At 74.0% G+C, this 24,384-nt stretch carries 23 protein-coding genes; 9 read left to right on the forward strand and 14 right to left on the reverse strand.

From position 1 onward, the window contains the following. Nucleotides 1-9: 9 nt before the first annotated feature. The 7 genes from tsaD to typA form a co-directional block, all read right to left on the reverse strand. Nucleotides 10-1,125 (reverse strand): tRNA (adenosine(37)-N6)-threonylcarbamoyltransferase complex transferase subunit TsaD, encoded by a 1,116-nt coding sequence (gene tsaD, locus KPL59_RS31370; protein WP_226362981.1) that lies wholly within the window; start codon nt 1,123-1,125, stop codon nt 10-12. A gap of 66 nt (nt 1,126-1,191) precedes the next feature. Beyond that, complete coding sequence (locus KPL59_RS31375) at nt 1,192-3,270, reverse strand: ABC transporter ATP-binding protein (RefSeq protein ID WP_226362982.1); 2,079 nt, start codon at nt 3,268-3,270, stop codon at nt 1,192-1,194. Nucleotides 3,271-3,273: 3 nt separating this feature from the next. Further along, nucleotides 3,274-4,248 (reverse strand): ABC transporter permease, encoded by a 975-nt coding sequence (locus KPL59_RS31380; protein WP_083695573.1) that lies wholly within the window; start codon nt 4,246-4,248, stop codon nt 3,274-3,276. A gap of 21 nt (nt 4,249-4,269) precedes the next feature. Further along, nucleotides 4,270-5,202 (reverse strand): ABC transporter permease, encoded by a 933-nt coding sequence (locus tag KPL59_RS31385; RefSeq protein ID WP_226362983.1) that lies wholly within the window; start codon nt 5,200-5,202, stop codon nt 4,270-4,272. Between the two features lie 86 nt (nt 5,203-5,288). Continuing rightward, a complete protein-coding gene (locus tag KPL59_RS31390; protein ID WP_226362984.1) occupies nt 5,289-6,992 on the reverse strand; it encodes an ABC transporter substrate-binding protein in 1,704 nt (567 codons plus the stop codon). 320 nt (nt 6,993-7,312) lie between these two features. Beyond that, the gene (locus KPL59_RS31395) at nt 7,313-9,160 is read right to left on the reverse strand and encodes an ABC transporter family substrate-binding protein (protein WP_226362985.1); all 1,848 of its coding nucleotides are present in this window, start codon (nt 9,158-9,160) and stop codon (nt 7,313-7,315) included. A gap of 152 nt (nt 9,161-9,312) precedes the next feature. Continuing rightward, nucleotides 9,313-11,223 carry a translational GTPase TypA gene (gene typA, locus KPL59_RS31400; protein WP_075312348.1) on the reverse strand — a complete coding sequence of 637 codons (1,911 nt, stop codon included), beginning with the start codon at nt 11,221-11,223 and terminating at the stop codon, nt 9,313-9,315. A gap of 109 nt (nt 11,224-11,332) precedes the next feature. On the opposite strand from typA, the gene KPL59_RS31405 reads away from it, so the two are divergent. Next, nucleotides 11,333-11,482, forward strand: a complete 150-nt coding sequence (locus KPL59_RS31405) for a hypothetical protein (protein ID WP_226353457.1) — start codon at nt 11,333-11,335, stop codon at nt 11,480-11,482. A gap of 255 nt (nt 11,483-11,737) precedes the next feature. Here KPL59_RS31405 and KPL59_RS31410 read toward each other — a convergent pair whose 3' ends face one another. Together KPL59_RS31410 and KPL59_RS37305 are read right to left on the reverse strand one after the other, a co-directional pair. Further along, nucleotides 11,738-12,433 carry a hypothetical protein gene (locus tag KPL59_RS31410; protein WP_226362986.1) on the reverse strand — a complete coding sequence of 232 codons (696 nt, stop codon included), beginning with the start codon at nt 12,431-12,433 and terminating at the stop codon, nt 11,738-11,740. A 395-nt stretch (nt 12,434-12,828) separates the two neighbouring features. Then, the gene (locus KPL59_RS37305) at nt 12,829-13,629 is read right to left on the reverse strand and encodes an NUDIX domain-containing protein (protein ID WP_308187988.1); all 801 of its coding nucleotides are present in this window, start codon (nt 13,627-13,629) and stop codon (nt 12,829-12,831) included. 155 nt (nt 13,630-13,784) lie between these two features. Between KPL59_RS37305 and KPL59_RS31420 the strand changes: the two genes are divergently transcribed. The 3 genes from KPL59_RS31420 to KPL59_RS31430 all read left to right on the forward strand — a co-directional run bounded on the left by KPL59_RS31420 (nt 13,785) and on the right by KPL59_RS31430 (nt 16,177). Next, entirely contained in the window at nt 13,785-14,780 is a 996-nt protein-coding gene (locus KPL59_RS31420; protein WP_226362987.1) for an ABC transporter ATP-binding protein, read from the forward strand. Beyond that, on the forward strand, nt 14,777-15,811 hold the full coding sequence (locus KPL59_RS37310; RefSeq protein ID WP_226362988.1) for an ABC transporter permease: 1,035 nt from the start codon (nt 14,777-14,779) through the stop codon (nt 15,809-15,811). The genes KPL59_RS31420 and KPL59_RS37310 overlap by 4 nt, the downstream gene beginning before the upstream one ends. A gap of 66 nt (nt 15,812-15,877) precedes the next feature. After that, nucleotides 15,878-16,177 carry a 4a-hydroxytetrahydrobiopterin dehydratase gene (locus KPL59_RS31430; RefSeq protein ID WP_060713209.1) on the forward strand — a complete coding sequence of 100 codons (300 nt, stop codon included), beginning with the start codon at nt 15,878-15,880 and terminating at the stop codon, nt 16,175-16,177. Nucleotides 16,178-16,289: 112 nt separating this feature from the next. On the opposite strand, the gene KPL59_RS31435 is transcribed toward KPL59_RS31430, so the two are convergent. Then, nucleotides 16,290-17,087 (reverse strand): carbon-nitrogen hydrolase family protein, encoded by a 798-nt coding sequence (locus KPL59_RS31435; RefSeq protein WP_020622673.1) that lies wholly within the window; start codon nt 17,085-17,087, stop codon nt 16,290-16,292. Nucleotides 17,088-17,287: 200 nt separating this feature from the next. Here KPL59_RS31435 and KPL59_RS31440 point away from each other — a divergent pair, with 200 nt between their 5' ends. Next, entirely contained in the window at nt 17,288-18,358 is a 1,071-nt protein-coding gene (locus tag KPL59_RS31440) for a 3-deoxy-7-phosphoheptulonate synthase (protein ID WP_226362989.1), read from the forward strand. Between the two features lie 11 nt (nt 18,359-18,369). On the opposite strand, the gene KPL59_RS31445 is transcribed toward KPL59_RS31440, so the two are convergent. From KPL59_RS31445 to KPL59_RS31455, 3 genes are read right to left on the reverse strand one after another with little or no spacing between them, the layout of a single operon-like run. Further along, nucleotides 18,370-18,789, reverse strand: coding sequence for a hypothetical protein (locus tag KPL59_RS31445; protein ID WP_226362990.1), 420 nt, complete (start codon nt 18,787-18,789; stop codon nt 18,370-18,372). Nucleotides 18,790-18,836: 47 nt separating this feature from the next. Next, a complete protein-coding gene (locus KPL59_RS31450) occupies nt 18,837-19,325 on the reverse strand; it encodes a GNAT family N-acetyltransferase (RefSeq protein WP_226359169.1) in 489 nt (162 codons plus the stop codon). Then, a complete protein-coding gene (locus tag KPL59_RS31455) occupies nt 19,319-19,810 on the reverse strand; it encodes a GNAT family N-acetyltransferase (protein ID WP_226362991.1) in 492 nt (163 codons plus the stop codon). Before KPL59_RS31455 ends, KPL59_RS31450 begins: the two co-directional genes overlap by 7 nt. A 140-nt stretch (nt 19,811-19,950) precedes the next feature. Between KPL59_RS31455 and KPL59_RS31460 the strand changes: the two genes are divergently transcribed. Further along, nucleotides 19,951-20,106, forward strand: a complete 156-nt coding sequence (locus KPL59_RS31460) for a hypothetical protein (RefSeq protein ID WP_226359167.1) — start codon at nt 19,951-19,953, stop codon at nt 20,104-20,106. Nucleotides 20,107-20,191: 85 nt separating this feature from the next. After that, on the forward strand, nt 20,192-20,734 hold the full coding sequence (locus KPL59_RS31465) for a TetR/AcrR family transcriptional regulator (RefSeq protein ID WP_226362992.1): 543 nt from the start codon (nt 20,192-20,194) through the stop codon (nt 20,732-20,734). Between the two features lie 88 nt (nt 20,735-20,822). Here KPL59_RS31465 and KPL59_RS31470 read toward each other — a convergent pair whose 3' ends face one another. Next, nucleotides 20,823-21,452: a hypothetical protein gene (locus tag KPL59_RS31470; protein WP_226359166.1), complete on the reverse strand. Its 630-nt coding sequence runs from the start codon at nt 21,450-21,452 to the stop codon at nt 20,823-20,825. A 693-nt stretch (nt 21,453-22,145) separates the two neighbouring features. Here KPL59_RS31470 and KPL59_RS31475 point away from each other — a divergent pair. After that, the gene (locus KPL59_RS31475) at nt 22,146-23,507 is read left to right on the forward strand and encodes a GNAT family N-acetyltransferase (RefSeq protein WP_226362993.1); all 1,362 of its coding nucleotides are present in this window, start codon (nt 22,146-22,148) and stop codon (nt 23,505-23,507) included. Between the two features lie 37 nt (nt 23,508-23,544). Continuing rightward, a complete protein-coding gene (locus KPL59_RS31480) occupies nt 23,545-24,378 on the forward strand; it encodes a MarR family transcriptional regulator (RefSeq protein ID WP_226362994.1) in 834 nt (277 codons plus the stop codon). Nucleotides 24,379-24,384: the final 6 nt, after the last annotated feature.

Genomic DNA, 24,384 nt, shown 5'->3' on the forward strand with positions numbered 1-24,384 from the left:
CCGGGGAGCCTACGGGTCGATGATCGGCCCCGCCGCGGCGTGGGGCACCACGGGCAGCGGGTACTCCGCCGCCTCGCCCGTCGCCGGGGGGAACGTGATCGTCGCGCCGGTCAGCGGGACGGTCGGGACGGCGGTTCCGGCCAGCCCTGCGGGTGCGACGCCGTCGCGGACCAGCAGGTCGCCCAGGGCCGCGATCATCGCGCCGTTGTCGGTGCACAGCCGGGGCGCGGGTACCCGCAGGGTGATCCCGGCGACGGCGCAAGCACGCTCCATCTCGGTGCGCAGCACCCGGTTCGCCGCGACCCCGCCGACCATGAGCAGGGTGTCCGCGCCGCGTTCGGCACACGCCCGCAGCGCCTTGCGGACCAGGACGTCCACGACGGCCATCTGGAACGATGCGGCGACGTCGGGAACGGGGACCGCGCGGCCCGCGTCCTGGGCGGCCTCGACGTGCCGGGCCACGGCGGTCTTGAGCCCGGAGAAGGAGAAGCCGAACGCGGCGTCGCGCGGGCCGGTCATCGGGCGCGGGAACGCGATCGCGGCCGGGTCCCCGTCGAGGGCGGCCCGCGACACCGACGGGCCGCCCGGGTAGGGCAGGCCGAGCAGCCGGGCGACCTTGTCGAAGGCCTCCCCCGCGGCGTCGTCGACGGTGTCGCCGAGGTGCTCGACGGGATCGCGGGCCAGGTCGCCCAGCGCCAGCAGCGAGGTGTGCCCGCCGGAGACGATCAGGCAGACGCAGCGGTCGGGCAGCGACCCGTGCTCCAGGACGTCGACGGCGGCGTGCCCGGCGAGGTGGTGCACTCCGTAGAGCGGCACGTCCAGGGCCGCCGCGTACGCCTTCGCCGCCGCGACACCGACGTGCAGCGCCGGCGACAGCCCCGGCCCCGCGGTGACGGCGACGGCGTCGACGTCGGACAGCGACACCCCGGCCGCCTCGACGGCCGCGCGCACCATCGGGGTCACCGCGCTCACGTGGGCACGGGCCGCGACCTCCGGGACGACACCACCGAACCGGGCGTGCTCGTCCGCCGACGACGCCAGCCCCTCGCCGAGCAGCACCCCGTCCCGGACGAGACCGGCACCGGTCTCGTCGCACGACGTCTCGATCCCCAGAACCAGCGACACGCCACCCAGTTTCGCACCGGGTGGCGTGTCGTGGCCGTGGGGCCCTGGTCCGGCGGGACCGCTCGGTCAGGTCCGCAGCAGCGCGCGTTCCTCGGCGAAGTGGCAGGCCACCCGGTGCCCCGGCCCGGACGCGATCTCCAGGACCGGCTTCTCGTCGATGCAGCGCGCCTTGTCGGTGTCGGACAGCTCCAGGTGCTTCCAGCACCGGGTGCGGAACCGGCAGCCCGACGGCGGGTCGGCCGGGTTGGGCACGTCCCCGGTCAGCACGATCCGCTCCCGCACCCGCTCGACCTGCGGGTCCGGGACGGGCACCGCCGAGATCAGCGCCTGGGTGTAGGGGTGCTGCGGCCGGTCGAACAGGTCGTCGCGGTCGGCGACCTCGACGACGTTGCCCAGGTACATCACCGCGACGCGGTCGGAGATGTGGCGTACCACCGACAGGTCGTGGGCGATGAACAGGTAGGTCAGCCCGAAGTCGCGCTGCAGCTGCTCGAGCAGGTTGAGCACCTGGGCCTGGATGGACACGTCCAGGGCCGAGACCGGCTCGTCGAGCACCACGAACTTCGGGTTCAGCGCGATCGCCCGGGCGATGCCGACACGCTGGCGCTGCCCACCGGAGAACTCGTGCGGGTAGCGCTCGGCGTACTCGGCCGAGAGCCCCACGGTCTCGAGCAGCTCCGGGATCGTGGAGTCGGTGAGCTCACCGCCGAGGAGCTCGTACTTCTCCGACAGGATCGACCGGACGGTCATGCGTGGGTTCAGGGACGCGTACGGGTCCTGGAAGACGATCTGCATGTCCTCCCGGGCCGCGCGCAGCTCCCCCTGTCCGAGCGCGGTTACGTCGCGGCCGTTGACGTGCACGCTGCCCGCGGTGGGCTCGTGCAGCCGCAGGATCGCCCGGGCCGCGGTGGACTTGCCACAGCCGGACTCGCCGACCAGCGACAGCGTCTGCCCCTCGGGGATCTCCAGGTCGATGCCGTCGACGGCCTGCACCACGCCGACCGTGCGCTGGAACAGCACCCCGGAGCGGATCGGGAAGGACTTGGTCAGCCCCGCGGTGCGCAGCATCGGCTCGCCGTCCGACGTCTCCGCGACGCGCGCCTCGGATCCCGGGACGGCCGGCTCCCGCGGCGTGGCGGCGGCCTGGCCCACCTCGTCGGGGTGCAGGCAGGCGTGGAGGTGGCCGGGCCGGTCGGAGATCTGGACCAGCTCCGGGGTCTTCTCCGCGCACGACGACGTGGCGAACCGGCAGCGCGGGTGGAACGCGCAGCCCGACGGGACGTGCGCGAGGTTCGGCGGCTGCCCGGGGATCGGCTCCAGCTTCTCCGGCCGGGCCTGGTCCATCCGCGCCAGCGACGACAGCAGCCCGTAGGTGTAGGCGTGCCGCGGCTCGGCGAAGATCTCGTCGTTGGTCCCGGTCTCGACGACCTTGCCCGCGTACATGACCATGATCCGGTCGGCGTGCGCCGCAACCAGGCCCAGGTCGTGGGTGATCAGGACGATCGCCGTCTCACGCTGCTCCTGGAGCTTCTCGAGCAGGTTCATGATCTGGGCCTGCACGGTGACGTCGAGCGCGGTTGTCGGCTCGTCGGCCAGCAGGACCTTCGGGTCGTTCGCGAGCGCCATCGCGATCATCGCGCGCTGGCGCATCCCGCCGGAGAACTCGTGCGGGTACTGCGACGCCCGCGCGGCCGGGTTCGGGATGCCGACCTCGCCGAGCAGGTCGACGGCGCGACGGCGGGCGGTCACCTTGCCCGCCTGCCGGTCGTGGGCCCGGATCATCTCGGCGATCTGGTCGCCCACCTTGTAGACCGGGTTCAGCGCGGTCAGCGGATCCTGGAAGATCATCGCGATGTCCTTGCCGCGCAGCTTGCGCTGCTCGGACTCCGACATCGTCAGCAGCGAGCGACCCTCCAGCAGCACCTCGCCGCTGGGGAACGTCGCGGGCGGGGTCGGGACGAGGCCCATCAGGCTCATCGCCGACACCGACTTCCCGGAGCCGGACTCACCGACGATCGCCAGGGTCTCGCCCCGGTCGACGTGCCAGCTGACGCCGTCGACGGCCTTGACCACGCCGGCGTCGGTGGAGAAGTGCACCCGCAGATCGCGCACCTCGAGCATGTGCTCGCTTCGGTTCTCGGTCACGGGTCAGTTCCTCCCGCGCAGCTTGGGGTCGAGGGCGTCGCGCAGGCCGTCGGCCACGAACGCGAAGCCCAGCGTGGTGATCGCGATGGCGGCGGACGGGAAGATCCACAGGAAGCTCTTGCCCGGCACCGACAGGTACTGGGAGGCCTGCGAGATCAACCGGCCCCACTCCGGGACGTCCGGCGGGACACCGACACCGAGGTAGGACAGGGTCGCCATCGCGACCACGACCACGCCGATCGAGGTGAACGAGTACACGAGCACCGGTGCCACGGCGTTGGGCAGGATGTGCCGGGTCAGGATCCGCCGGGTGCCCGCCCCGATCGAGCGGGCCGCCTCGACGTACTCGGCCTCCCGCAGGGCCAGCACCTGGCCACGCATCAGCCGGGCGGTCGTCATCCAGCCCAGCGCGACGAGTGCGATGACGACCGGGAGCGTCCCACCGCCGACCGCGCGGACGATCACCAGGGCACCCACCAGTGGTGGGAACGCAAGGAAGATGTCGATGATCCGGGCAATGACCGCGTCCCACGCGCCGCCCTTGAACCCGGCGAGCGCACCGAGCGTCAGCCCGAGGACGAGGGAGAAGAAGACCACGGACAGACCGACGATCATCGCCAGCCGGACGCCGTAGATGATCCCGGAGTACAGGTCTCGGCCGAGGACGTCGGTGCCGAAGAAGTGCGCCGACGACGGCGGCTGCAGCGTGTTGAGCAGGTTCTGCTCGAACGGGTCGTAGGGCGTCGAGAACGGCGAGATGATCGCCATGACGATCTCGAACGCGACGATGACAAGCCCGGCCATGGCGAGCTTGTTGCGGCGGTAGCGCCGCCAGATCTCGGCGAACTGGCCATTGGACCGTCCACGGCGGCGGCCGTCGGGGACCGGCGTGACGGCCTCGGCGGGGTCGCCGCCGGGCAGTCCGAGCGCGGCGGCCGGATCGGTGGCCGGCGCGCCGGGGGTGGGTGGTGGGTTCATGCGAGGGATCGCCTCACTCAGTCAGCTCAGGCGGATGCGCGGGTCGAGGTAGGCGTAGAGGATGTCGACGAGCATGGAGAGCAGCACGTAGGCCACCACGCTGTAGACGACCACCGCCATGATGACCGGCGCGTTGTTGTTCGTGATCGCGCGGGCCAGCAGGAACCCGGCGCCGTTGTACTGGAACACCGTCTCGGTGACGATCGCGCCACCGATGTAGGTGCCCAGGGTGAGCCCGACGAAGGTGACGACGGGCAGCAGCGACGTCCGCATGGCGTGTTTGCCGATGACCGTCCGCTCGGACAGGCCCTTGGCGCGCGCGGTGCGGATGTAGTCGGCCTGCAGAACCTCCAACATCGACCCCCGCATCAGCCGGGCGACGAACGCCGACTCGATGATCGCGAGGGTGAACGCGGACAGGATCACGTCCCAGTACCAGGGCACCTCCTCGAGGAAGCTGCGCGGTACCGGCGGGAACGGCCCGACTCCGGAGACGTTCGCGACCAGGAAGATCGCGACGACGAACACCGGGACACCGATGCCGATGGTGGAGACGACGGTGACGAACACGTCCCAGAACGAGTAGCGGCGCACCGCGGCGATCACACCGGCCGTCACCCCGAACAGGACGAGGAACAGCAGCGCGACGACGGCGAGCAGGATCGTGTTGGGGACGGTCTCGGCGAGGAGCTGGGAGACCGGACGCCGCTGGTCGAAGTCGAGGCCGAAGTCGCCGGTGACCATGTTGCCGAGGTAGTTCACGAACTGGACCGGCAGCGGCTGGTCGAGACCAAACTTGGCGCGGTTGATCGCGGCGACCTCCGGCGGGACGACCTTCTCCCCGGTGGAGGCGAAGGGGTCCCCGAGCGAGAACGTCGCGATGAAGATCAGGAAAGCGGTGACGACGACGACCAGGATCCCCTGGAGCAGCCGCCGAAGGATGAATCGGCCCATGGATGCACGGACTTTCGTGTGGTGGGAACGCCGCACGACGGCCCGCGTCCCGGGGTCGCCGGGACGCGGGCCGCGTCAGCGGGACGTCACTTGAGGGTGATCGTGTCGAACGTCGGGTCCTCGGAGAAGTCCATGTTCACGTTGCCGAACTTCTCGGTGTTGACCAGGCGGGACTGCTGGCGGAACCAGAGCGGGATCAGCGCGAGGTCGTCGCCGATGGCGATCTTCTCGGCCCGCTTGTAGAGGTCGTTGCGGGCGGCCTCGTCCTGGGTCTGCGCGGCCTGCGCGAGCAGCTTGTCGAACTCCGGGTTGGAGTAGCGGCCACGGTTGTCGCCCTGGGCCGGCTCGCTCGGCGAGGCGGCACCGATCGACTGGGTGGCGAGCAGCGGGAACAGATAGTTGCCCGGGGTCGGGTAGTCGGCGCTCCACGCCGCACGCCACAGGCCGGAAGCCTCGGGCTGCTGCTCGTTGTCGAGCAGGTCACGGAACGGCACACCGGTGTAGGTGACCTTCAACCCGAGGTTCTGCTCGAGCTGCTGCTTGACCGCCGCGGTCCACTCCTCGTGACCGGCGCCGGTGTTGTACTGCAGCTTCACCTCGGTGCCGGGGGTGAGACCGGCCTGCTGCACGAGCCGCTTCGCCTCGTCCGGGTTGTAGGTGCACGCGGTGCAGACACCGGGGGTGTAGGCGTCCGGGAAGTTCGGCGGGATCAGCGCGTCGGCCGGCGAGGTCGAGTTCTGCAGCACGCCCTGCACGATCGCGTTGCGGTCGATCGCCATCGAGACGGCCTTGCGGGCATCCGCGCTGTTCAGCGGCTTGGTGGTGACCGAGACCAGCAGGTAGTTGTTGCCGTTGGTCTTCTTGTTCAGCCACTTGCCCTGGGGCTCGTAGGTCGACTTGGCCTGGTTCAGGACGGGGGTGGGCATGCGCGCCCAGTCGAACTGGCCGTTCTGGAAACCGTTGTACTCGGCGGTGACGCCGCCGCCCTCACCGGACGGGACGATGGTGATCTCGACGGCGTCGAGGTTCGCCTTGGTCCCCGCGGTGTAGGTGTCGTTGCGGACCAGCCGGATGCCGCGGTCGTGCTGCCAGGGGCCGTCCATCTTGAACGGGCCGTTGCCGATCGGCAGGTCGTTGTAGGTCTTGTTGTCCGCCGCGCCCGCGGTCGAGGGGACCGGGCTCAGCGCCGGGTGGTAGGTCCGCAGCTCGAACTCGCAGTCGGGCTTGGACAGCGTCACCTTGAGCTGGTTCGGGTTGGTCGCGTCCACGCCGGACAGCGCATTGGCGGTCCCGGCCTGCATCTGGTCGTACCCCTGCACCTCGTCCAGGTGGTACGAGACCTCCGACGCCGAGGCCTTCGCCGCGGTGCGCTCCCAGCCCCGCTTGAACGAGGTGGAGTTCAGCGCCTCGCCGTTGGAGAACTTCTGGTCCGGCTTGAGGTCGAACACCCACTGCGTGCAGTTCTGGTTCGGCGTCCACTTCGAGGCCACGCCGTCGTAGACGTCACCGTTCGGCTTGACCCGGATCAGGCCCGTGAACAGCGCCCGGTTCACGAGGGTGCCCTCGGACTCCTGGGTGTTGTACGGGTCGATCGCGGTCGGCTCGGTGATCGCCAGCCGGAACGTGCCGCCCGGCTTGCCGGGCACCTCCGGCTGGTCAGGGGTCTCCTCGAACCCGGCGGCGGTGTTGCCGCTGCCTCCCGTGTTGCTCTGCTGGCTGCAACCCGTGAGGACCAGCCCCACGACCGCGGTCAGGGCGATGGCCGAAGCGGCCGCCCTTCTTCCCCTCATCTGCCGTGCCTCTCGAGATGTCGTGGGTGCACGCCGTTGTCGCACCCGTCCGGGACGCGACGGACCACCGGATGTGTGCCGGGGCCCGTCAGGAAGGCACGCTAGGAATCGCGGCCCTCCAGCAGCGAGGTCCGACGCCGATCGTGGCGAAACGGTGACCATTTGAACGACGTGACGGGCTCGCAGCCGAACCGGACAGTAACAACGGAGCGTTGCGTCGCACAGCCCTCGATGCACGCCGAAACATAGTTGGTACTTACGTACCACTCGGCGTCACCATGCAGCAGCGGAGTGCGCCCGAACGGGCGCATCCGACGGTGTCAGTTCGGGTCGTCCTCGCCGGTCGGGCGCTCGCCCGAGCCCTCCGGCTCGGCCCAGGTCCGGGCACTCGACATCGGACCGGTCGCGATCGGGCCGGGGGTGACCCGGGTGGCCGCGTCGGTCTGCGGGTTGCTGATGACCAGACCCTGCGCCTGGTAGAGCGGCAGCGCGGGCAGCTGACGCCACAGCACCCGCTCGGCCTCGGCGACGACGGCCGGGTCCGGGCTGTCGGCGACCAACAGCTCGTCGAGCAACGGCTGCAGCGCGGGGAAGCAGGCCACGCCCGGCAGCTCGCCGGACACCGCGTCCGGGGGGCAGCCGTAGTCGGAGTCCAGTCGCGGCCCGATCGCGCCGTAGGCGGCCCGGGGTGCGACGAGCACGTCGACCGCGACCGGAGCACCGGACCCCGGGGCACCGGACGTCGTCGGAACGGTGGTCGTCGCGGGCGGAGGTGTGGTGACCGGCGCGGCGCCACCGCCGACCGGGCCCGCGCCCGGGGCGGGCGTGCTGGTGGGGGTCGGCGTCGTCGGAGCGACGCTCGGGTCGGTCAGCAGGTCCGGTGCCGGCGGGGCGACGATCGTGGCGCCGATCCCGCCGGCCTTGAGCTGCTCGGCCACGACGCGGGCGACGTTCACGTCCTCGGTCCGCTCGGCCCCGGCACCGATGACCACGCTGAGCGGGCGCCCGCCGAGGGTCCACCGGCCGTCCTGACCACGGACGTATCCCGCCTCGGTGAACGCGGCCGCAGCCGCTGCAGCGTCGGGACTGCCGGGTGCACCGGCCGGCGCGGTCGCCACGTAGCCGGGGTCCGACGGGGCGGCGCCGAAGGCGTTCACGGCCACGGCGTCGGGGTTGACGCGCTCCCGGATCGCGTCGCGGTCCAGCAGCGCCGCGATGCCCTCGCGGACCCGGGGATCGGCCAGCGGGCCGTCGGCGGTGCGGAACTCCAGCTGTTCGACGGCCGGTCGCGGCCCGCGCTGCACCGTCGGGGGCTTCGGACCCCGGGCCAGGACATCGAGAGCCTGGGTGATCTCCGGCCGGGCGTCGGGCAGGGCGAGGTCGACGCCCTGGCTCTCCAGCGCCGTCGGCAGGGTGTTCGCCGGGGTGCGACGCAGGATGATCTCGTCGACGACCGCGGCGGTCGCCCAGTACGGGTCGTTGCGGGCGAGCAGGACCTCGCCGCGGAGACGGTCGACCTGCATCAGCCGGAACGGACCGCCCGAGGCGGGCACGCCGCCCGCGAACGGGGCCGTCCAGCCACCCGGCGCGTCCTTGAGCAGGTGCGCGGGGAGCAGATCGCCGAACAGCTCCCGCCAGTGCGGATAGGGCTCGCGGAACACCACGTCGACGGCCTTGCCCGCGGCGCGCGAGCGCACGTCGGTGATCTCGCGGTAGCCCGCGGCGCCGATCGTGTTGGGCTGGCTGCGCATCTGCTGCCAGAGGTAGACGAAGTCCTCGGCGGCGATCGGGGCGCCGGTGGACCACCCGGCATCGCGGTTGAGCTCGTAGCTGACGGTGAACGGGCTCTGCGACGTGACCGTCGCGGACGTGGCGACGGTCGTGTCGAGCTGCGGCACACCCCGGTCGTCGGGCCGGAACACCGACGGCAGGGTCATCGACGCGATCGCCGTGGTGACCGGCGACTGGTCCGACCGCAGGTGCGGGTTGAACCCGGGCCCCAGGTCGTCGACACCGACCACCACCCGGGGGGGTGCGGTGACCGGCTCGGTCGGGCGGTTCGTCTCCGGCGGGGGTGCCGGCTGCGGGTCCGCCGCGCAGCCCGTCAGCGCCAGCAGGGCGACCAGCAGGAGCGCCGGGAGCGCCCGGAAGCGTCGACGTGCTCTCACGTCCGCAGTATCCCCACCGCCGCGGAGGCGCCCGCCGGACGGGGTCCGGCGGGCGCCTGCGCTCTGCTCACCGATACGCAGCGGTACCGGGTGTCGGCGAGGCTTTGCTCTGCTCACCGATACGCAACACCGCAGCGCACGAGCCGTGCGGGTCACTTCGTGGCGTTGGCCGCGGCCTTCGCACGGGACCGGGCGCGGGCCCGCAGGTTCGGGTCCAGCTCGATCTTGCGGATCCGGACGTTCTCCGGGGTGATCTCGACGCACTCGTCCGTCGCGCAGAACTCCAGCGACTGCTCGAGGCTCAGGATCGTCGGCGGGATCAGCTTGACCAGCACGTCGGAGGTCGACGAGCGGATGTTGGTCAGCTTCTTCTCCCGCGTGATGTTGACCTCGAGGTCCTCGTTGCGGGTGTACTCGCCGACGACCATGCCGCCGTAGACCAGGGTGGTCGGGCCGACGAACAGCGTGCCGCGGTCGGCGAGCTGGTCGATCGCGTACGGGGTGACGGGCCCGGAACGGTCCGAGATCAGCGACCCCTTGTTCCGGGTGCGGATCTCGCCGACCCAGGGGCCGTAGCCGTCGAAGACGTGGCTGGCGATGCCCGCGCCGCGGGTGATCGTCAGGAACTCGGTGCGGAAGCCGATCAGGCCGCGGGACGGGACGCGGAACTCCATCCGGACCCGGCCGTCGCCGTGCACCATGTCGCCCATCTCGCCCTTGCGGGCGGCGAGCAGCTGGGTGACGGCGCCGAGGCTGTCCTCGGGCACGTCGACCGACAGCTGTTCGAACGGCTCGTGGAGCTTGCCGTCGATGGTCTTGGTGACCACCTGCGGGCGGCCGACGGTCAGCTCGAAGCCCTCGCGACGCATGGTCTCGACCAGGATCGCCAGCGCGAGCTCGCCACGACCCTGGACCTCCCAGGCGTCGGGGCGCTCGGTCGGCAGGACGCGGATGGACACGTTGCCGACCAGCTCGGCGTCGAGCCGGCCCTTCACCAGGCGGGCGGTCAGCTTCTTGCCCGGGTGCGGGTCCCGGCCGGCCAGCGGCGAGGTGTTGGTGCCGATCGTCATCGAGATGGCGGGCTCGTCGACGTGGATGCGCGGCAGGGCGACCGGGTTCTCCGGGTCGGCGAGGGTGTCGCCGATGGTGACGTCGGCGATGCCCGCAACGGCGACCAGGTCACCGGCGCGCGCCTCGTCGGCGGGGACGCGGGTCAGCGCCTCGGTGCGCAGCAGCTCGGTGATCTTGACGCGCGGCGTGGTGCCGTCCTCGCGGCACCACGCGACCTGCTGCCCTCGGCGCAGCACACCGGCGCGGACGCGGCAGAGCGCGATGCGGCCCAGGAAGCTGGACGCGTCGAGGTTGGTGACGTGGGCCTGCAGCGGGGCGTCGACGTCGTCGGCGGGCGGCGGGACGACGTCGAGCAGGGTCTCGATGAGCGGCTGGAGGTCGTCGGAGTCCGGGAGCTCGCCGTCGGCGGGCCGGATCCGGGAGGCCTTGCCCGCGCGGCCGGAGGCGTAGACGACCGGGAGGTCGAGCAGGTGCGAGGTGACCGACTCGTCGAGCTCCAGCTCGTCGGCCAGCTCCAGCAGCAGCTCGAGGGACTCGTCGACGACCTCGGCGATCCGGGCGTCGCCACGGTCGGTCTTGTTGACCACGAGCATGACGGGCAGCCCGGCGGTCAGGGTCTTGCGGAGCACGAACCGGGTCTGCGGCAGCGGCCCCTCGGAGGCGTCGACGAGCAGCACCACGCCGTCGACCATGGACAGGCCGCGCTCGACCTCACCGCCGAAGTCGGCGTGGCCGGGGGTGTCGACGACGTTGATCGTCGTGCCGTGCCAGTTCACCGCCGTGTGCTTGGCGAGAATGGTGATGCCCTTCTCGCGCTCCAGGTCGTTGGAGTCCATGACCCGGTCGACGAGCTCGGCGCGCTCGGCGAAGGCGCCGGACTGGCGGAGCATCGCGTCCACGAGCGTGGTCTTGCCGTGGTCGACGTGCGCGACGATCGCGACGTTGCGCAGCTCGGGTCGGCCGGCCCGATCGGGGACGGCGTCGCTCTCGATCGAGGAACGGGCATCGAGGGCCGAGGCGGAACGAGGGATGGTCACACCTCAACGGTATCCGCTGCAAGTCCTTCACCACGCCCCGGGCGCAGGTTAGCCTGACCTCATCATGGGCAAGGTCAAGAAGAAGTGCTGCCGGTCCAAGCCGAAGCGGTGCAAGAGCTGTCCGGTCGTCGCGCTGCGGTTGCGCAAGGCGGGTGCCGACGATCTGAGCGGCAAGGCACTCGCGCGCGCGATCAAGATCGCGCGTATCTACTGAACGGACGTATGACCCGCTGACCTGCGACGACGTCGCGGTCCGGGTTGCGTGTGCACCGCCGTTCAGGTAATGCGGCGGAAGGTCGGTCGACGTGGTCCGACAGGTCCGGTCCTTCGTGTGCCCGGACCCCGGACCGGCCTTCGTGATCACCCCGTGGGCCGTGACGACGCGTCCGGCACCCGGACCCGACATGGCCGGAATCACAGTCGTCCGAGCGGCCCGACGCCCCCGTGTGTGGTGGGGTTCGCCGGTCGTTCACCCCGCGGCCCGCCCCGCGGAACCGCCGGGGCCGGCCGGATGCCCGGTGACGGCCTCGTGGAGGCGCGCCAGGAGGTCCTCGGGGCACCGGAGTTCCGCCGGTTCGACGACGAGTGTCCGCCACCCGTGCCGGCGCAGCACGGCCCGGCGCCACGCGGAGCCGCAGCCGTCGGCGCCCGTTCCGGCGTCGACCGGGTCGTGCACCTCGACGGCCAGCCGGGCTGCGGGGAACGCGAGGTCGAGCAGGACCCCGGCCACGGTGACGTCGGTGCGCCAGGCCCGCACCCCCCGGGCGGCGAGCAACGCCCGCAGCCCGTGCCGGGCACGGACGGCGATCCGGCGCGACGCCCCGGCCAGCATCCGGCCGACCACACCCGACCCGTGCGCCCCGAGGTTGCGCGCATGCGCCTCGAGCAGCTCGGCCACGCCGACCGAGCCCGTGGAGAGGACGTGGTCGAGCAGCGCGTCCCCGGGCACCGCCGGATCGGCCGCACCGTCCAGCACCGCGGCCGCCGGCCGGGCGACGACCACCCCGTCGTGGGTGGTGACGTCGAGCGGGTCCAGGTCGCGGCGCCGGACGAGGACCCCCGCACGCGAGCGCGGCGCCCGCCGGCGCGGCACGGTCACCGTGACGACCGCGGGAGCGCCGGGCAGCAGCCCCCACCACCAGGCCGCGGCGGCCCCGGTCAGCACGGCGTCCTCCTCCCCCCCCCCCCCCCCCCGCCCAGAGCACGGCGGCCCGGACCCGGGACCGCTCGCTCGGCCGGTGGGCGGCGTGCCGGTAGACGCGGGGGTGCACGGGGATCCAGCGCCGGGCGGCCAGCCTGCGGTCGACCTGGTCGGTGGACAGGCCGTGGGCGAGCGCCTGGGCCCGGGTGACCAGGCCGTCCTGCGCGGCGAACAGTCGGGCGAGCGGGTCGGTGCCCCGCGCGGTCCGGGAGCGGCGGGCCGACCCGTGCGCAGCGGTCGGGATGACGGACGGGAGGGGCGCGGCGGCGTTCCGGTTCATGTGGCTTGGACGACGCCCGACCCGGATCGGTTCCACCGGATCCGTCGGTGATCGTCGTTCCGGCACCGGGGACCGCGCGTCAGGTCCGCAGCAGCTCCACCAGCTCGGCGACGACGGCCCGGTCGGCGTCGAGCCAGCCCAGGGCCGCCACCTCGCGGCGCCCCACCCAGCGCAGCGCCCGGTGCTCGCGGGCCTCCGGCTCCGGGGAGCCGGGTTCCAGCCGGGCGGTGTGGATCTGCAGCACACGTCGCCCGAGCGGCAGGTCGGTGCCCAGCCGCTCCCCGACCACCACCCGCGCACCCAGCTCCTCGGCGCACTCCCGGACCAGGGCCCGGGGCCCGCTCTCGCCGTCCTCGACGCCGCCGCCGGGCAGCTCCCAGCGGCCGGCCAGTTCGGCCGGGTAGGAACGCTGGGCGACGAGCAGCCTGCCGTCCCGGACGATCGCCGCCCCGACGACCACCCCGGCCCGGCCCAGCTCCGCGACCCGCTCGGCGAGCACCTCGCGGCGGGCCCGGAGCAGGCGCGCACCGAACCGGCGCAGCACCGGGTCGGAGATCCGGCCGAGCACACCGAGGAGCGGCTGCCAGGTGAGCTCGTCGCGGACATGGCTGCCACCCCCGGCGGCGGCCACGACCCGGGTCGAGTGCCGCAGCACCGCCGCAGGCCCCGCCGCCAGCTCCGACCACACCCCACCGGCGCCGGCGCGGGTGATCCGTGTCCGGCAGGCGAGGAACCCGCCGGGCAGCGCGACCCGGACCTCGTCCCCGGCCACGAGCAACGCCGACGGCGCGGTGAACCGGGCTCCCACCCGCGCCACCGCGCGGGCCGACGGGGCCGACTCGCGCAGCACCCCCGCGACGAGTCGGGGCGGTCCGTCCACGTGATGGTCCAGGCTCAACACCGGCACGCCGTCGATCCTCGCAGCCGGTCCCGCAGCCGCCCGGGGCGGCCGATCGCCGGCCCCGCACCCGGCCGGAGTGGCCGAACTCGGCGAAAACGGCCCGCTCGCGCCGCCGCACGGTCACGCTGGGTGCCGTGTACCCGACGTCCGCTCCCCTCGACCCTCCCGAGCCGCCCCCGGCGCCGCGCCCACCGGCGGTGCGCGCGATCGGCCTGTCCCGCGGTTTCGGCGCGGTGCGCGCGGTCGACGGGGTGGACCTGGATGTGCCGATGGGCGCGGTCCTCGGGCTACTCGGCCCCAACGGCGCGGGCAAGACGACGCTGATGCGGATGCTGCTCGGGCTCCTCGCCCCCAGCGACGGCGAGGTCGAGCTGCTCGGACGGCGGCTGCCGCACCGCGCGTCGGAGGTGTTGCCGCACGTCGGCGCCCTGGTCGACGCGCCCGCGCTGCACCCGCACCGCACCGGTCGGCAGAACCTGCTGCGGGCCGCGGCCGCCGAGCCTCTGCTGGACTCGGCGCGGATCCCGGCCGCCGTCGACGCCGTGCTGCGCCGGGTCGGGCTCGCCGAGGCGGCCGACCGCCGCGCCGGCGAGTACTCCTCCGGGATGCGCCGCCGCCTCGGGCTGGCCGTGCCGCTGCTGACCCGGCGGCGCCTCGTCGTCCTCGACGAGCCGACCGACGGGCTCGACCCGGCCGGCACCCGGGAGGTGCGCCGGCTGATCGCGGAGATGAACGCCGCGGGCGCGACGGTGATCGTCAACTCGCACCTGCTCGGGGAGATCGAGGCGACCTGCAGCCACGTCGCGGTGCTCCGGGCCGGGCGGCTGCTGTGCGCGGGCCCGCTCGACGAGCTCGTCGACTCGGGCCCGTCGGCGCTGGTGGTGACGACGCCGGACGGCGAGCGCGCCGTCACGGCCCTGCTGGCCCGGGGCATCGACGCCGAGCAGGGAACCCGGGACCGGGTGTTCGTGCCGGCCGGGCCCGCCACGCCGGACGTCGTCGCGACGCTGGTGCACGCGGGCGTCGCCGTGCACGGGGTGACGCGGCCCGCGGCCCGGCTGGAGGAGTTCTTCGCCCGGCTCACCGAGGAACCGGCCCCGACGGGCGCCGGGTACGGGGCGGGGCGGTGAGCGCGATCGTGCGTCCCGAGCACACCTGGGGCGCCCCGGACCCCCGCCCCGGCGACGACTGGGCCGCCGCACCCCACGGCTCCCCCGGCGCCGTCCCGGGCGACCCGGCGGTCGCTCCCGCGCCGCGCGACCGGACCGGCGGCTCCCCGGCGACGACCGGGGCCCGGGCGGTCATCCCCCACGGGGCGGCCTACTCGCAGGCACCGGTACGGCCGCGGTCCGCCGGCTCCCCCCGCCCGCGCTCCGGGCCGAGGACCGGTCGCCCGGCGCGCCGCCCCACCGCGGCCCCCTTCGGCCGGCTGCTCCGCTCGGAGCTGGAACTCGCCCTGCTCCGTCCGCGCACCGCGGTCGTCCTCGCGTCGGCGGCGCTCGTCCCACTGCTGGCGACGATCGCGCTGGCCACCGACGACGGCCGGCTGTCCTTCGCGCTCGGGACCCTGACGGTCGCGCTGTCCGAGCCCGCGGCGTTCGCGCTCGGGATGCCCGTCGTGCTCGTGGCGGCCGACGCGTTCGCCGCGGAGCGGGCCCGCGGCACCCTCGACGCCTTGCGGCTCTCTCCCGTCGGCCCGGGACGACTGCTCGGGCTCAAGGCCGCCGCGGTCGCGGTGACCTCGCTGCTCGCCGCGACGACGACGGTCGTGTCCGCCCTGGTCTGCGGCGGGCTCGCCCTGGGCGCGGGCCCGTTCGGGGTGGGCGACACCCTGCTCCGCGCGGTGGTGCTCACCGGCTGGGCCGCGGCGCAGCTGTGCGGGCTCGGGATGCTCCTGCTGGCGATGTCGGCGCTGGTCCGGCGGCCCGCCGGGGTCGTCGCGACCGGTCTGGCCGCGCTGACCGTCGCTCCGCTGGCGACCGTGCTGTGGGAGCCGGTCGCGCCGGTCCTGCCGTCCGGACACTGGCACGAGGTCCTGGCCGGGATCCTCGCGGTGCCCGCCGACCCGTCGGCGCTGTGGGCGACCACGGCGCGGGCGGCCGGCTTCGCCGTCGCCGGGGCGGGGGTCGTGGTGTTCGCCCTGACCCGCCGCGACGGCTGAGCGCTCCGGGACGATCCGGACACCCTCCATCGCGACGGGGTGCACCGTCTGCGCCACGATGGGCCGATGCCCACCCCGACGCTGACCGACGCCGAGATCGCCGACGCCCTGCAGAAGCTGCCCGGTTGGGACCGCGACGGCGACTCGATCGTCCGCACCGCCACCCTGCCCGACTTCGAGTCCGCGATCGCGGTGGTGGACCGGGTCGCCGAGGACGCCGAGGCCGCCGACCACCACCCCGACATCGACATCCGCTACGCCACGCTGACCTTCCGGCTGTCGACGCACTCCGAGGGCGGACTGACCGCGAAGGACGTCGACCTCGCCGCGCAGATCTCCGACCGTCTCAGCACCGCCGGCGGCTGAACCGCCCACGGCCGGGCCGGGCCACGCGCCGCTCCCCCACCGCGATGCCCGCCGGCGCAGCGCCCCGACGCGGCGCCCGACCGCCGAGCCACCGGACGCGGCCGCGCGCGGCTCAGAACCGCCGGTTGGCCAACACCGGGATCTGCTCGCGGACGGTCGCGGCCTCCGCCGGGTCCACGTCGACCACAAGCAGCCCGGGCTCGGCACCGAGCGCGTCGACGACCTCGCCGCGCGGGCCGGCGACCAGGCTGTACCCGATCCCGGTCGGGGCCTTGCCGTGCTCGCGGCCGACCGTGGTCGGATCGGCCTGGTCGCACGCCACGACGAACGAGCCGGTGTCCACCGCACGGGCGCGCACGAGCAGCTCCCACTGCTCACGCTTGCCCGGGCCCGTGCCCCAGGAGGCGGGGACCAGCAGCACGGTGGCGCCGTCGTCGGCGAGGCGCTGGTACAGCCCGGGGAAACGCACGTCGTAGCAGGTGGACAGGCCGACCGTGACCGGATCGTCCCCGCCCACCCCGACCACGACCGGATCGTTCCCGGGCTCGACGGTGTCGGACTCGGCGAAGCCGAACGCGTCGAACATGTGGATCTTGTCGTAGTGGGTGTCGACACCGCCGCCGGTGGCCAGCAGCGTGTTGCGGACCCGGCCGTCCCCGGACGGGGTGAACATCCCCGCGACGACGGTGGTCCCGGCCGCCGCGGCGAGCTCCCGGACCCGGGTCGCCCACGGTCCGTCCAGCGGCTGCGCCACCGGGCCGAGCCGGACCCCGAAACAACACATGGTGGCCTCGGGGAACAGCACCAGCTGCGCGCCGGCGTCGGCGGCGGCGCGGGTGTTGCGCTCCACCTCCGCGAGGTTCTCCTCGGGATCCGGGGTGGACACGATCTGGGCCAGGGCGATCCGCATGTGCCGGTCGTACCACGCCGGTCCCGCGCGTGGGGTACGGTCTGGGCGTGCTGAACGCGTACTACTGGTTTCGCCGGCCGGCCCGGGATGGGCTGGCAGGTGCCGTAGCGCGCTGACCTCCATCCCCTCGAGCCGGCATTCCAGACCGGCTCGGTCGAGGTGATCCGGGGCGGTCCGCCGGGTAAGGACCACCGTCTCCGATGAGTGCGAGCACCACCCCCCTGCAGGTCGCCCCGACCGACGACCGCCGCATCGAGCGGATCAGCCCGCTGATCTCGCCCGCGCTGCTGCGCCACGACCTGCCCTGCGATCCCCGGGTCGCCGAGACCGTCACCCGTGGCCGCGCCGCGGTCACCGACATCCTCGACGGCGACGACGACCGGCTGCTCGTCGTCGTCGGGCCGTGCTCGGTGCACGACCCCGAGGCCGCCCTGGACTACGCCCACCGCCTCGCCGCCCGTGCCGAGGAGCTGTCCGGCGAGCTGTGCGTGGTCATGCGGACCTACTTCGAGAAGCCGCGCACGACCGTCGGCTGGAAGGGCCTGATCAACGACCCGGGCCTGGACGGCACCTTCGACGTGAACCGCGGGCTCCGGACCGCGCGCACGCTGCTGCTCGACATCTCCGCGCTCGGGCTGCCGGTCGGCTGCGAGTTCCTCGACCCGATCACCCCGCAGTACATCGCCGACGTGGTCACCTGGGGCTCGATCGGTGCCCGCACCGCGGAGAGCCAGGTGCACCGCCAGCTGGTCAGCGGCCTGTCGATGCCGGTCGGGATCAAGAACGCCACCGACGGCGACATCCGCGCGGCGATCGACGGAATGCGGGCGGCCGCGGCGTCGCACGTGTTCATGGGGGTCAACGCCGACGGGCTCGCCGGCCTGGTCACCACCATCGGCAACCCGGACACCCACGTCATCCTCCGCGGCGGTGCCACCCCGAACTACTCGGCCTCCGACGTCACCGCGACCGCCGACGCCCTGCGCGCGGCGGGCCTGCCGGAGCGGATCGTCGTCGACGCCAGCCACGGCAACAGCGGCAAGGACCACGTGCGGCAGGCCGGCGTCGTCACCGAGCTGGCCGAGCGGATCGCGGGCGGCGAGCGCGCGGTGACCGGGCTGATGATGGAGAGCTTCCTGGAGGCGGGACGCCAGGAGCTGGGCCCGGACATGGTCCGCGGCCGCTCGGTGACCGACGCCTGCATGTCCTGGCCCACCACCGACGAGCTGTTGGGCACGCTCGCCGACGCCGTGCGCCGCGGCCGCCGCTGAGCCCGGGCCGCTCACCCCGGGCCGTCCAGCCGGTCGAGGACCCGACGGCGCAGCAGCTCGTACTGCGCGCGGCAACGGCGCGGCGGGCCTGTCGGCCGCACGACCACCCGGGGCGGGTGGACCGTCTCGCCCGGGCCGAACTGGTCCCGGGTCAGGTCCACCTCGGCGCCGCCGGGCAGCCGGTTCCACCAGTGGTAGCCCTGCAGCGTGCCGTCGGCGTGCCACACCTCGGCGAGCAGCAGGTCACCGCCGAACAGGTCGTGCAGGACCAGTGCGGTCGCCCCGCACTGGCCCCGCGACGGACGGTCCGGCGTCCAGGCGCCGACGTCCGCGACGTCGCAGGTGTCGCGGCTCCAGGAGGCGCGCAGCGCGGCCACCACCCGCGACGGGACGGGTGGCGAGGCCGGGGGCGACGGCGGGGCGGTGGTCATGGCTCCGACGCTACGAGCGACCCCCGACAGTTCCGCGTCGCCGCAGCTCAGCGGTCCGGCAGGCCGAGGTGCCGGGCCATCAGGACGTCGTCGACGGCGACCCCGTCGACCACGAACTCGGCGCGCAGCACGCCCTCCTCGACGAAGCCGCAGCGGCGGTACAGCTCCCGGGCCCGGGTGTTCGGACCGAGGACCCGTAGCGTGACCTTGCGGCCGCCGGTGCCACGGGCCCGGGCCACCGCGGCGTCCACCAGCGCGCGGCCGACGCCGCGACCGGCGTGACCGGGGTGCACCGCCAGACCCCCGATGTAGTGGACGTGGTCGTGCGCCGGGACGGCGGGCGGCGCGGGCCCGACGATCACGTACCCGACCACGGCGCCGTCGTCGTCGGCGACGAGCACGTCCCCGACCGGGGTCCGGTCGAGGAACGGTTCGGGCCGCGGCGGGGCGGGGCTGACCTCGGCCGTCCAGGTCAGGGCATCGATCCGGGTCAGCTCGGGGTCGTCGGCGGGCGCCGCGGGCCGGACGGTCAGCACCGCGAGACCGGACGGCCGACGGGCCGGTCCATCCGGGTCTCGCTGATGCCGTCGGGGCGCTCGACGACGCCCCGGTCGACGAACCCGAGCCGCCGGTAGAACGCCGCGGCGCGGTCGTTGCCGACCACCACGTGCAGCGCCAGCGTCCGCGCGCCCCACACGGCGGTGCGGTCGAGGACCGCGTCGACGAGCGCGGTCGCGGCATCGCCCCCGCGCGCGTGCGGGGCGACCCACAGGGCGATGAGGTCGGCGACCCCGTCGTCGTCCGGCGGGACGGCCACGACCTGCCCGGCGGGTCGGCCGCCGACCTCGACCACCAGGTACCGACCGGGCGCGGCCAGCCGGTCGCGCCATTCCTGCTCGCCCGCGCCGAGCCAGTCGGTGAGCCGGCTGTGGAACGCGTCGGGGGCCTCGGCCAGGGCGGCGAGGCGCAGGTCGCGCCAGGTCTCCCAGTCGTCGGGGCCCAGCTCCCGGACGGTGATCACGCATGGCCTCCCGGACGGACGGAGGCGCCGAACCTAGCAGCGCCCCGGAGCGCTCCCGCCGCCCGTCCGGCGATCGTCGATCCTGATGAGCCTGGTCCGCACGGCGCAACATCGACCCGCCGTCCGGCGAGAGGACCGGCATGACCGCGCCGCACCGCCGTACCCGTCCCGCCGGGCCCCGCCTGCTGCTGGCCGGGGCCGTCCTCGTGATCGCCCTGTTCGGGACCGTGGTCGCCGGGCCCGCCTCCGCCGGCACGGACTGCTCCGCAGCCTGGACCGCGGCCGGATGTCCCTGATCCCGCCCGGCGGGCGACGCGATGCCGGGTCGCCGCAACCGGGTGTCACCCGTTCGGCAGAATGGTGAGCGTGGATCCCCGGGCGGTGCGCACGCGACGGCGTCTCCAGGACGCGCTGCTCGCGCTGGCCAGGGAGCGCTCCCTCGAGTCGATCACGATCGCGGACGTCGCGGAGCACGCGTCGGTGAACCGCAGCAGCTTCTACCAGCACTACACCGACAAGGAGATGTTGCTGGCCGACGCGCTCGCCAACCGGGCGGCGGACGCCGGGGCGGACCTGTCGGACCTGTCGATCGACGACATCGGGCCCGAGCCGCCGGCGGCGCTGCTGCGCTGGTTCCACCACCTCGCGGAGCACGCGCCGTTGTACCGGCAGGCGCTCGGCGGTGCCGCGGCGCCGGACGCGGCGGCCGGGATGCGCCGGCGGATGCAGTCGGTCGTCGCCGACACGACGGTGGGGCTCGGCGTCTCCAAGGACGCGTTCGGCATGCCGCTGGACGTGTTCGCCGCCGGCCTGACCTGGACGCTGCTCGGCGTCGCGGCGAGCTGGCTGGAACGCGATCCGCTGCCCCCACCCGAGGTCGCCGCCGGGTGGGCGTGGCGGATGCTGGTCCGCCGGGACTTCTGAGCTCCGCTCGGAGGAACCGGTCGGCCGTACCGCCCGGGCCGGGTCAAGCGGCCCGGGCGGTACGCGCCTCACGGGTGTCCCGCGGCGCTCAGCCCTGCACGATGCCGGAGTTGCCCTGGTCGACCGTGGTGGTCGACTGCGACACCGGGCCGCCGGACAGCAGGCCGCCGATGTTGATCGACGGGTTGACGGTGGCCGCGATGTCGATCAGGCCGCCGCGCTGCGAGGCGTGCCCGCCACCGCCGTGCTTGCCGCCGGACTGCAGGATCCCGCTGTTGGAGTCGTCGACGGTGGTGGTCGACTGCTGCACCGGGCCGGAGTTCAGGATGCCGCCGATGTTGGCCGACGGGCTGACGTCCAGACCCAGCCCGACCAGGTCGTCGACCTGCACGGCGTCGCCCGCGCCGCAGCCGCTCTGCACGATGCCGGAGTTGGACCGGTCGAGCTTGGTGGTCTGCTGGGAGACCGCACCCTGGTTCAGGATGCCGCCGACGTTCAGCTGCGGGTCGACCGCGGCGTCGAGGCCGAGCAAACCGCCCTTCTGGTACGCCGAGGACGGCGCGCAGTCGCGACCCTTGTCGTGGTGCTTGCCGCCGTCGCCGTAGTCACCGGCGAAGGCCATGCCGGCCGAGCCCAGGACCAGCGGGACGGACAGGGCGCCGGCGGCGGCGATCCGCCGGGCGTTGCGACGGGCGGGAGTCGTCTCGGGGGCGTTCATGGCACTCCTTCTGTGGCGATGTGATCCGGCCGTCCTACTGACACTCCGTCACTGGCCGGTGCCGCAGAACGTACGGAGCCTGATCCCTCAAGCGAGAGCACCCCCTCGTTCGGGCGGCGTTATGTCCGTTTCGCTGCACCCGAACCGACCGCTCGTCGCCGACCAGCTACACACAGTGCTATCCGCCAGGTGTCGTTTAGCTACTCTCCGTACAGAATCGGCAGCTCGCCGATCGTTACGGAAAGCGTCCTGGAAGTGGCATGAATCACAGATGCGCAACGAGGAGGGCGAACGAGCGTCTCTAGCTCCCGGAGTCGCCGCCCGGACCGGGCGGACACCTCGAGATACCCGCATCCACCTGCAGGAATGGGCCGGACGGCGGGACGGGACTCGACCGTTCGTCGCGCGGGGAACGGGTGCGGGGTGTGTATCGATCGCCGAACGGCGGCCCGGAACGGGACTGGACAGCGCTTCGCACCAGACTGTCGCGGGGCGGCCGGCTCCCTCAGGATGGTCAACGACGTGGTCCGTCCGGAGTAACGCTGTCGGGGTGGATCCACACCCGGACGGGTTGTCCGGGGGACGACGTCGCCCCCGGAGCCAGGGTCGTTGTCGGCGGGGACCGGCGGCGCCCGGCCGTCGTGGGCCGGAAACCCGGTGTCGCGCGGGACGGACGACCGCGATTCTGGGCGGGTGCACATCGGACTGCGGCGCCTCGACGAGCCCCTGCTGGCGGCGTTGTGCGACACGGCGGCCGCCGGGGCGGACCCGCTCGAGGTGATGCCGCCGGCGCCCGGTCCGCCGGGGTGGACGGTGCGGCGGCGCGCGGCGTTCGTCGCGTTCCACCGGGAGCGGTCGGTCGCGGCGCCGAGGCCGGTCGAACGGACCTGGGCGGTCGTCGTCGACGGGGAGGTGGCCGGGGCGGCGCGGCTGGAACCGGTCGACGGCGGGGAGGAGGCCGGGATCTGGCTGGCCCGGCCGTGGCGGGGCCGCGGCGTCGGTGCCACCGTGCTGCGGATGCTCGTGGAACGCGCCCACGGACCGGTCGTCGCGGAGACCATCGCGGACAACGGCGCGGCGGTCGCGGTGCTGCGCGGACTCGGGGCGTGCGTGACCGTCGAGGGCGACGCCGTGCACGCCCGGTGGGGCCGGGCCGACGGGCGGCCGGGCAGCGACGCGGGCAGGGCGGTCCTCGCCGCGGGCCGACGGCACTCGGCCGGGCTGCGGGCCGACGGGACCGTCGTCGCGGTCGGGGACGGCCGCGCGGGTGAGTGCGCCGTCGACGGCTGGACCGGTGTCGTCGCCGTCGCGGTGGGGAACGTCCACACCGCCCGCAACACCGGCCGCTCCCACACCGTCGGGCTGCGCGCCGACGGCACGGTCCTGGCCACCGGCCGCGACAACGACGGCGAGTGCGCCGTCGGCGGCTGGCGTGGGGTCGTCGCGGTCGCCGCGGGCTGGCGTCGCACGCTGGGGCTGTGCGCCGAGGGCACCGTGCTCGCCGCCGGCCGCGCCGCCGAGGGCGCGTGCGCGGCGGCCGGGTGGCGCGGGATCCGAGCCCTGAGCTGCGGCGACTGGCACTCCGTCGGCGTGTGTGACGACGGCACCGCGGTCGCGACCGGCAACGACCGGTACGGCCAGTGCGCGGTCGACCGATGGCACGACCTGGTCGCGGTGTCCGCCGGATACCTGCACACCGTGGGGCTGCGCGCCGACGGCACGGTCGTATCGACCGGTCGAGGCGGCGGCGACGTCGCGGGGTGGCACGACGTCACCGCCGTGTCCGCGGGCAGCGGTCACACGGTGGGACTGCTCGCGGACGGGACGGTCGTCGCCGCCGGGGACGACGACCTCGGGCAGTGCGCCGTCGGGACCTGGCGGGACGTGGTGGCCGTCGCCGCCGGATCGGCGCACACGCTCGGGCTGCGGGCCGACGGGACCGTCGTCGCCGCGGGCGACCGCACCGGCGGCCGCTGCGACGTCGACGGCTGGACCCTCGCCGTCGGCACACCGGGATCGAGCGGCGGCCGGTGCTCACCACCCGGGCCCGGGTGACCGCTCAGTTCCCGACGCCCGCCGGGTCGTACCGGTCATGTCCGCTGCACACACCGCCCGCCGCATGTTCGAGCTGCTCGAGCCGATCTGCCTGGCCACCTACCTCGCCGACGAGCCGAACGAGGAGCTGGCCGCACTCGGCCACCGCACCTACTGGGACGGCTACTTCGCGAGCCGCGCCGCGCCGCTGGGCCGGGTCCCGGCCGAGGTCGTGCACGCGGCGTTCTACAGCTTCGCCGACGGCGAGGCCGCCCGGCACATCCCGAGCGCCTGGGCGACGGCCCCGCCGGAGGAGTCCTTCGCCGCGTGGCGACGGGGAAGCGTCGCGGCGCTGCGCCGGATCCTCGGCGCCGAGGTGTCCGACTCCCCCGGCGTGGCCCGCGCCGCCGACCTGCTCACCACCGCCTCGACGGGCGCGCCCGTCGAGGGCCGGGTGATGTACGCCGGGATGCGCGCCCTGGAGGTCCCCGCCGACCCGCTGACCCGGTTGTGGCAGTCCGCGACGACGCTGCGCGAGCACCGCGGCGACGGGCACGTGACCGCCCTGCTCGCCGAGCGGGTCGGGGGCACCGAGGCCCATCTGCTGTCCGCGCTGGACATGGGCATCCACCCGCCGGAGACGTTCGGGCGCGTGCACCACCTGCCGGCGGCCCGGCTGGCCGAGGTCATGGCCGGGCTGCGGCGACGCGGCCTGATCGACGACGACGGGTGGCTCACCGACCCGGGCCGGGAGGTCAAGGCACGCGTGGAGGCGCTGACCGACGAGCTCGCCGCACCGCCGTACGCGGTCCTGTCCGACGCGGAGCTCGACGAGCTGGTCGCGGAGCTGGAGCCGCTGTCCACGGTGATGACGGCGGCCTGGTCGCAGTGACCGTCG

This window comes from Pseudonocardia sp. ICBG1142 (genome assembly GCF_020496255.1).
Taxonomy (GTDB): domain Bacteria; phylum Actinomycetota; class Actinomycetes; order Mycobacteriales; family Pseudonocardiaceae; genus Pseudonocardia.

Excerpts from the sequence above, each read along its gene's own strand:
- KPL59_RS31430 (WP_060713209.1), top strand. The coding sequence starts at position 15,878 with ATGCCCACCCCGACGCTGACCGACGCCGAGATCGCCGACGCCCTGCAG.
- KPL59_RS31445 (WP_226362990.1), bottom strand. The coding sequence starts at position 18,789 with ATGACCACCGCCCCGCCGTCGCCCCCGGCCTCGCCACCCGTCCCGTCG.
- KPL59_RS31385 (WP_226362983.1), bottom strand. The coding sequence starts at position 5,202 with ATGGGCCGATTCATCCTTCGGCGGCTGCTCCAGGGGATCCTGGTCGTC.
- KPL59_RS31435 (WP_020622673.1), bottom strand. The coding sequence starts at position 17,087 with ATGCGGATCGCCCTGGCCCAGATCGTGTCCACCCCGGATCCCGAGGAG.
- KPL59_RS31440 (WP_226362989.1), top strand. The coding sequence starts at position 17,288 with ATGAGTGCGAGCACCACCCCCCTGCAGGTCGCCCCGACCGACGACCGC.
- KPL59_RS31405 (WP_226353457.1), top strand. The coding sequence starts at position 11,333 with ATGGGCAAGGTCAAGAAGAAGTGCTGCCGGTCCAAGCCGAAGCGGTGC.
- KPL59_RS31390 (WP_226362984.1), bottom strand. The coding sequence starts at position 6,992 with ATGAGGGGAAGAAGGGCGGCCGCTTCGGCCATCGCCCTGACCGCGGTC.
- KPL59_RS31480 (WP_226362994.1), top strand. The coding sequence starts at position 23,545 with ATGTCCGCTGCACACACCGCCCGCCGCATGTTCGAGCTGCTCGAGCCG.
- KPL59_RS31460 (WP_226359167.1), top strand. The coding sequence starts at position 19,951 with ATGACCGCGCCGCACCGCCGTACCCGTCCCGCCGGGCCCCGCCTGCTG.
- KPL59_RS31470 (WP_226359166.1), bottom strand. The coding sequence starts at position 21,452 with ATGAACGCCCCCGAGACGACTCCCGCCCGTCGCAACGCCCGGCGGATC.
- KPL59_RS31380 (WP_083695573.1), bottom strand. The coding sequence starts at position 4,248 with ATGAACCCACCACCCACCCCCGGCGCGCCGGCCACCGATCCGGCCGCC.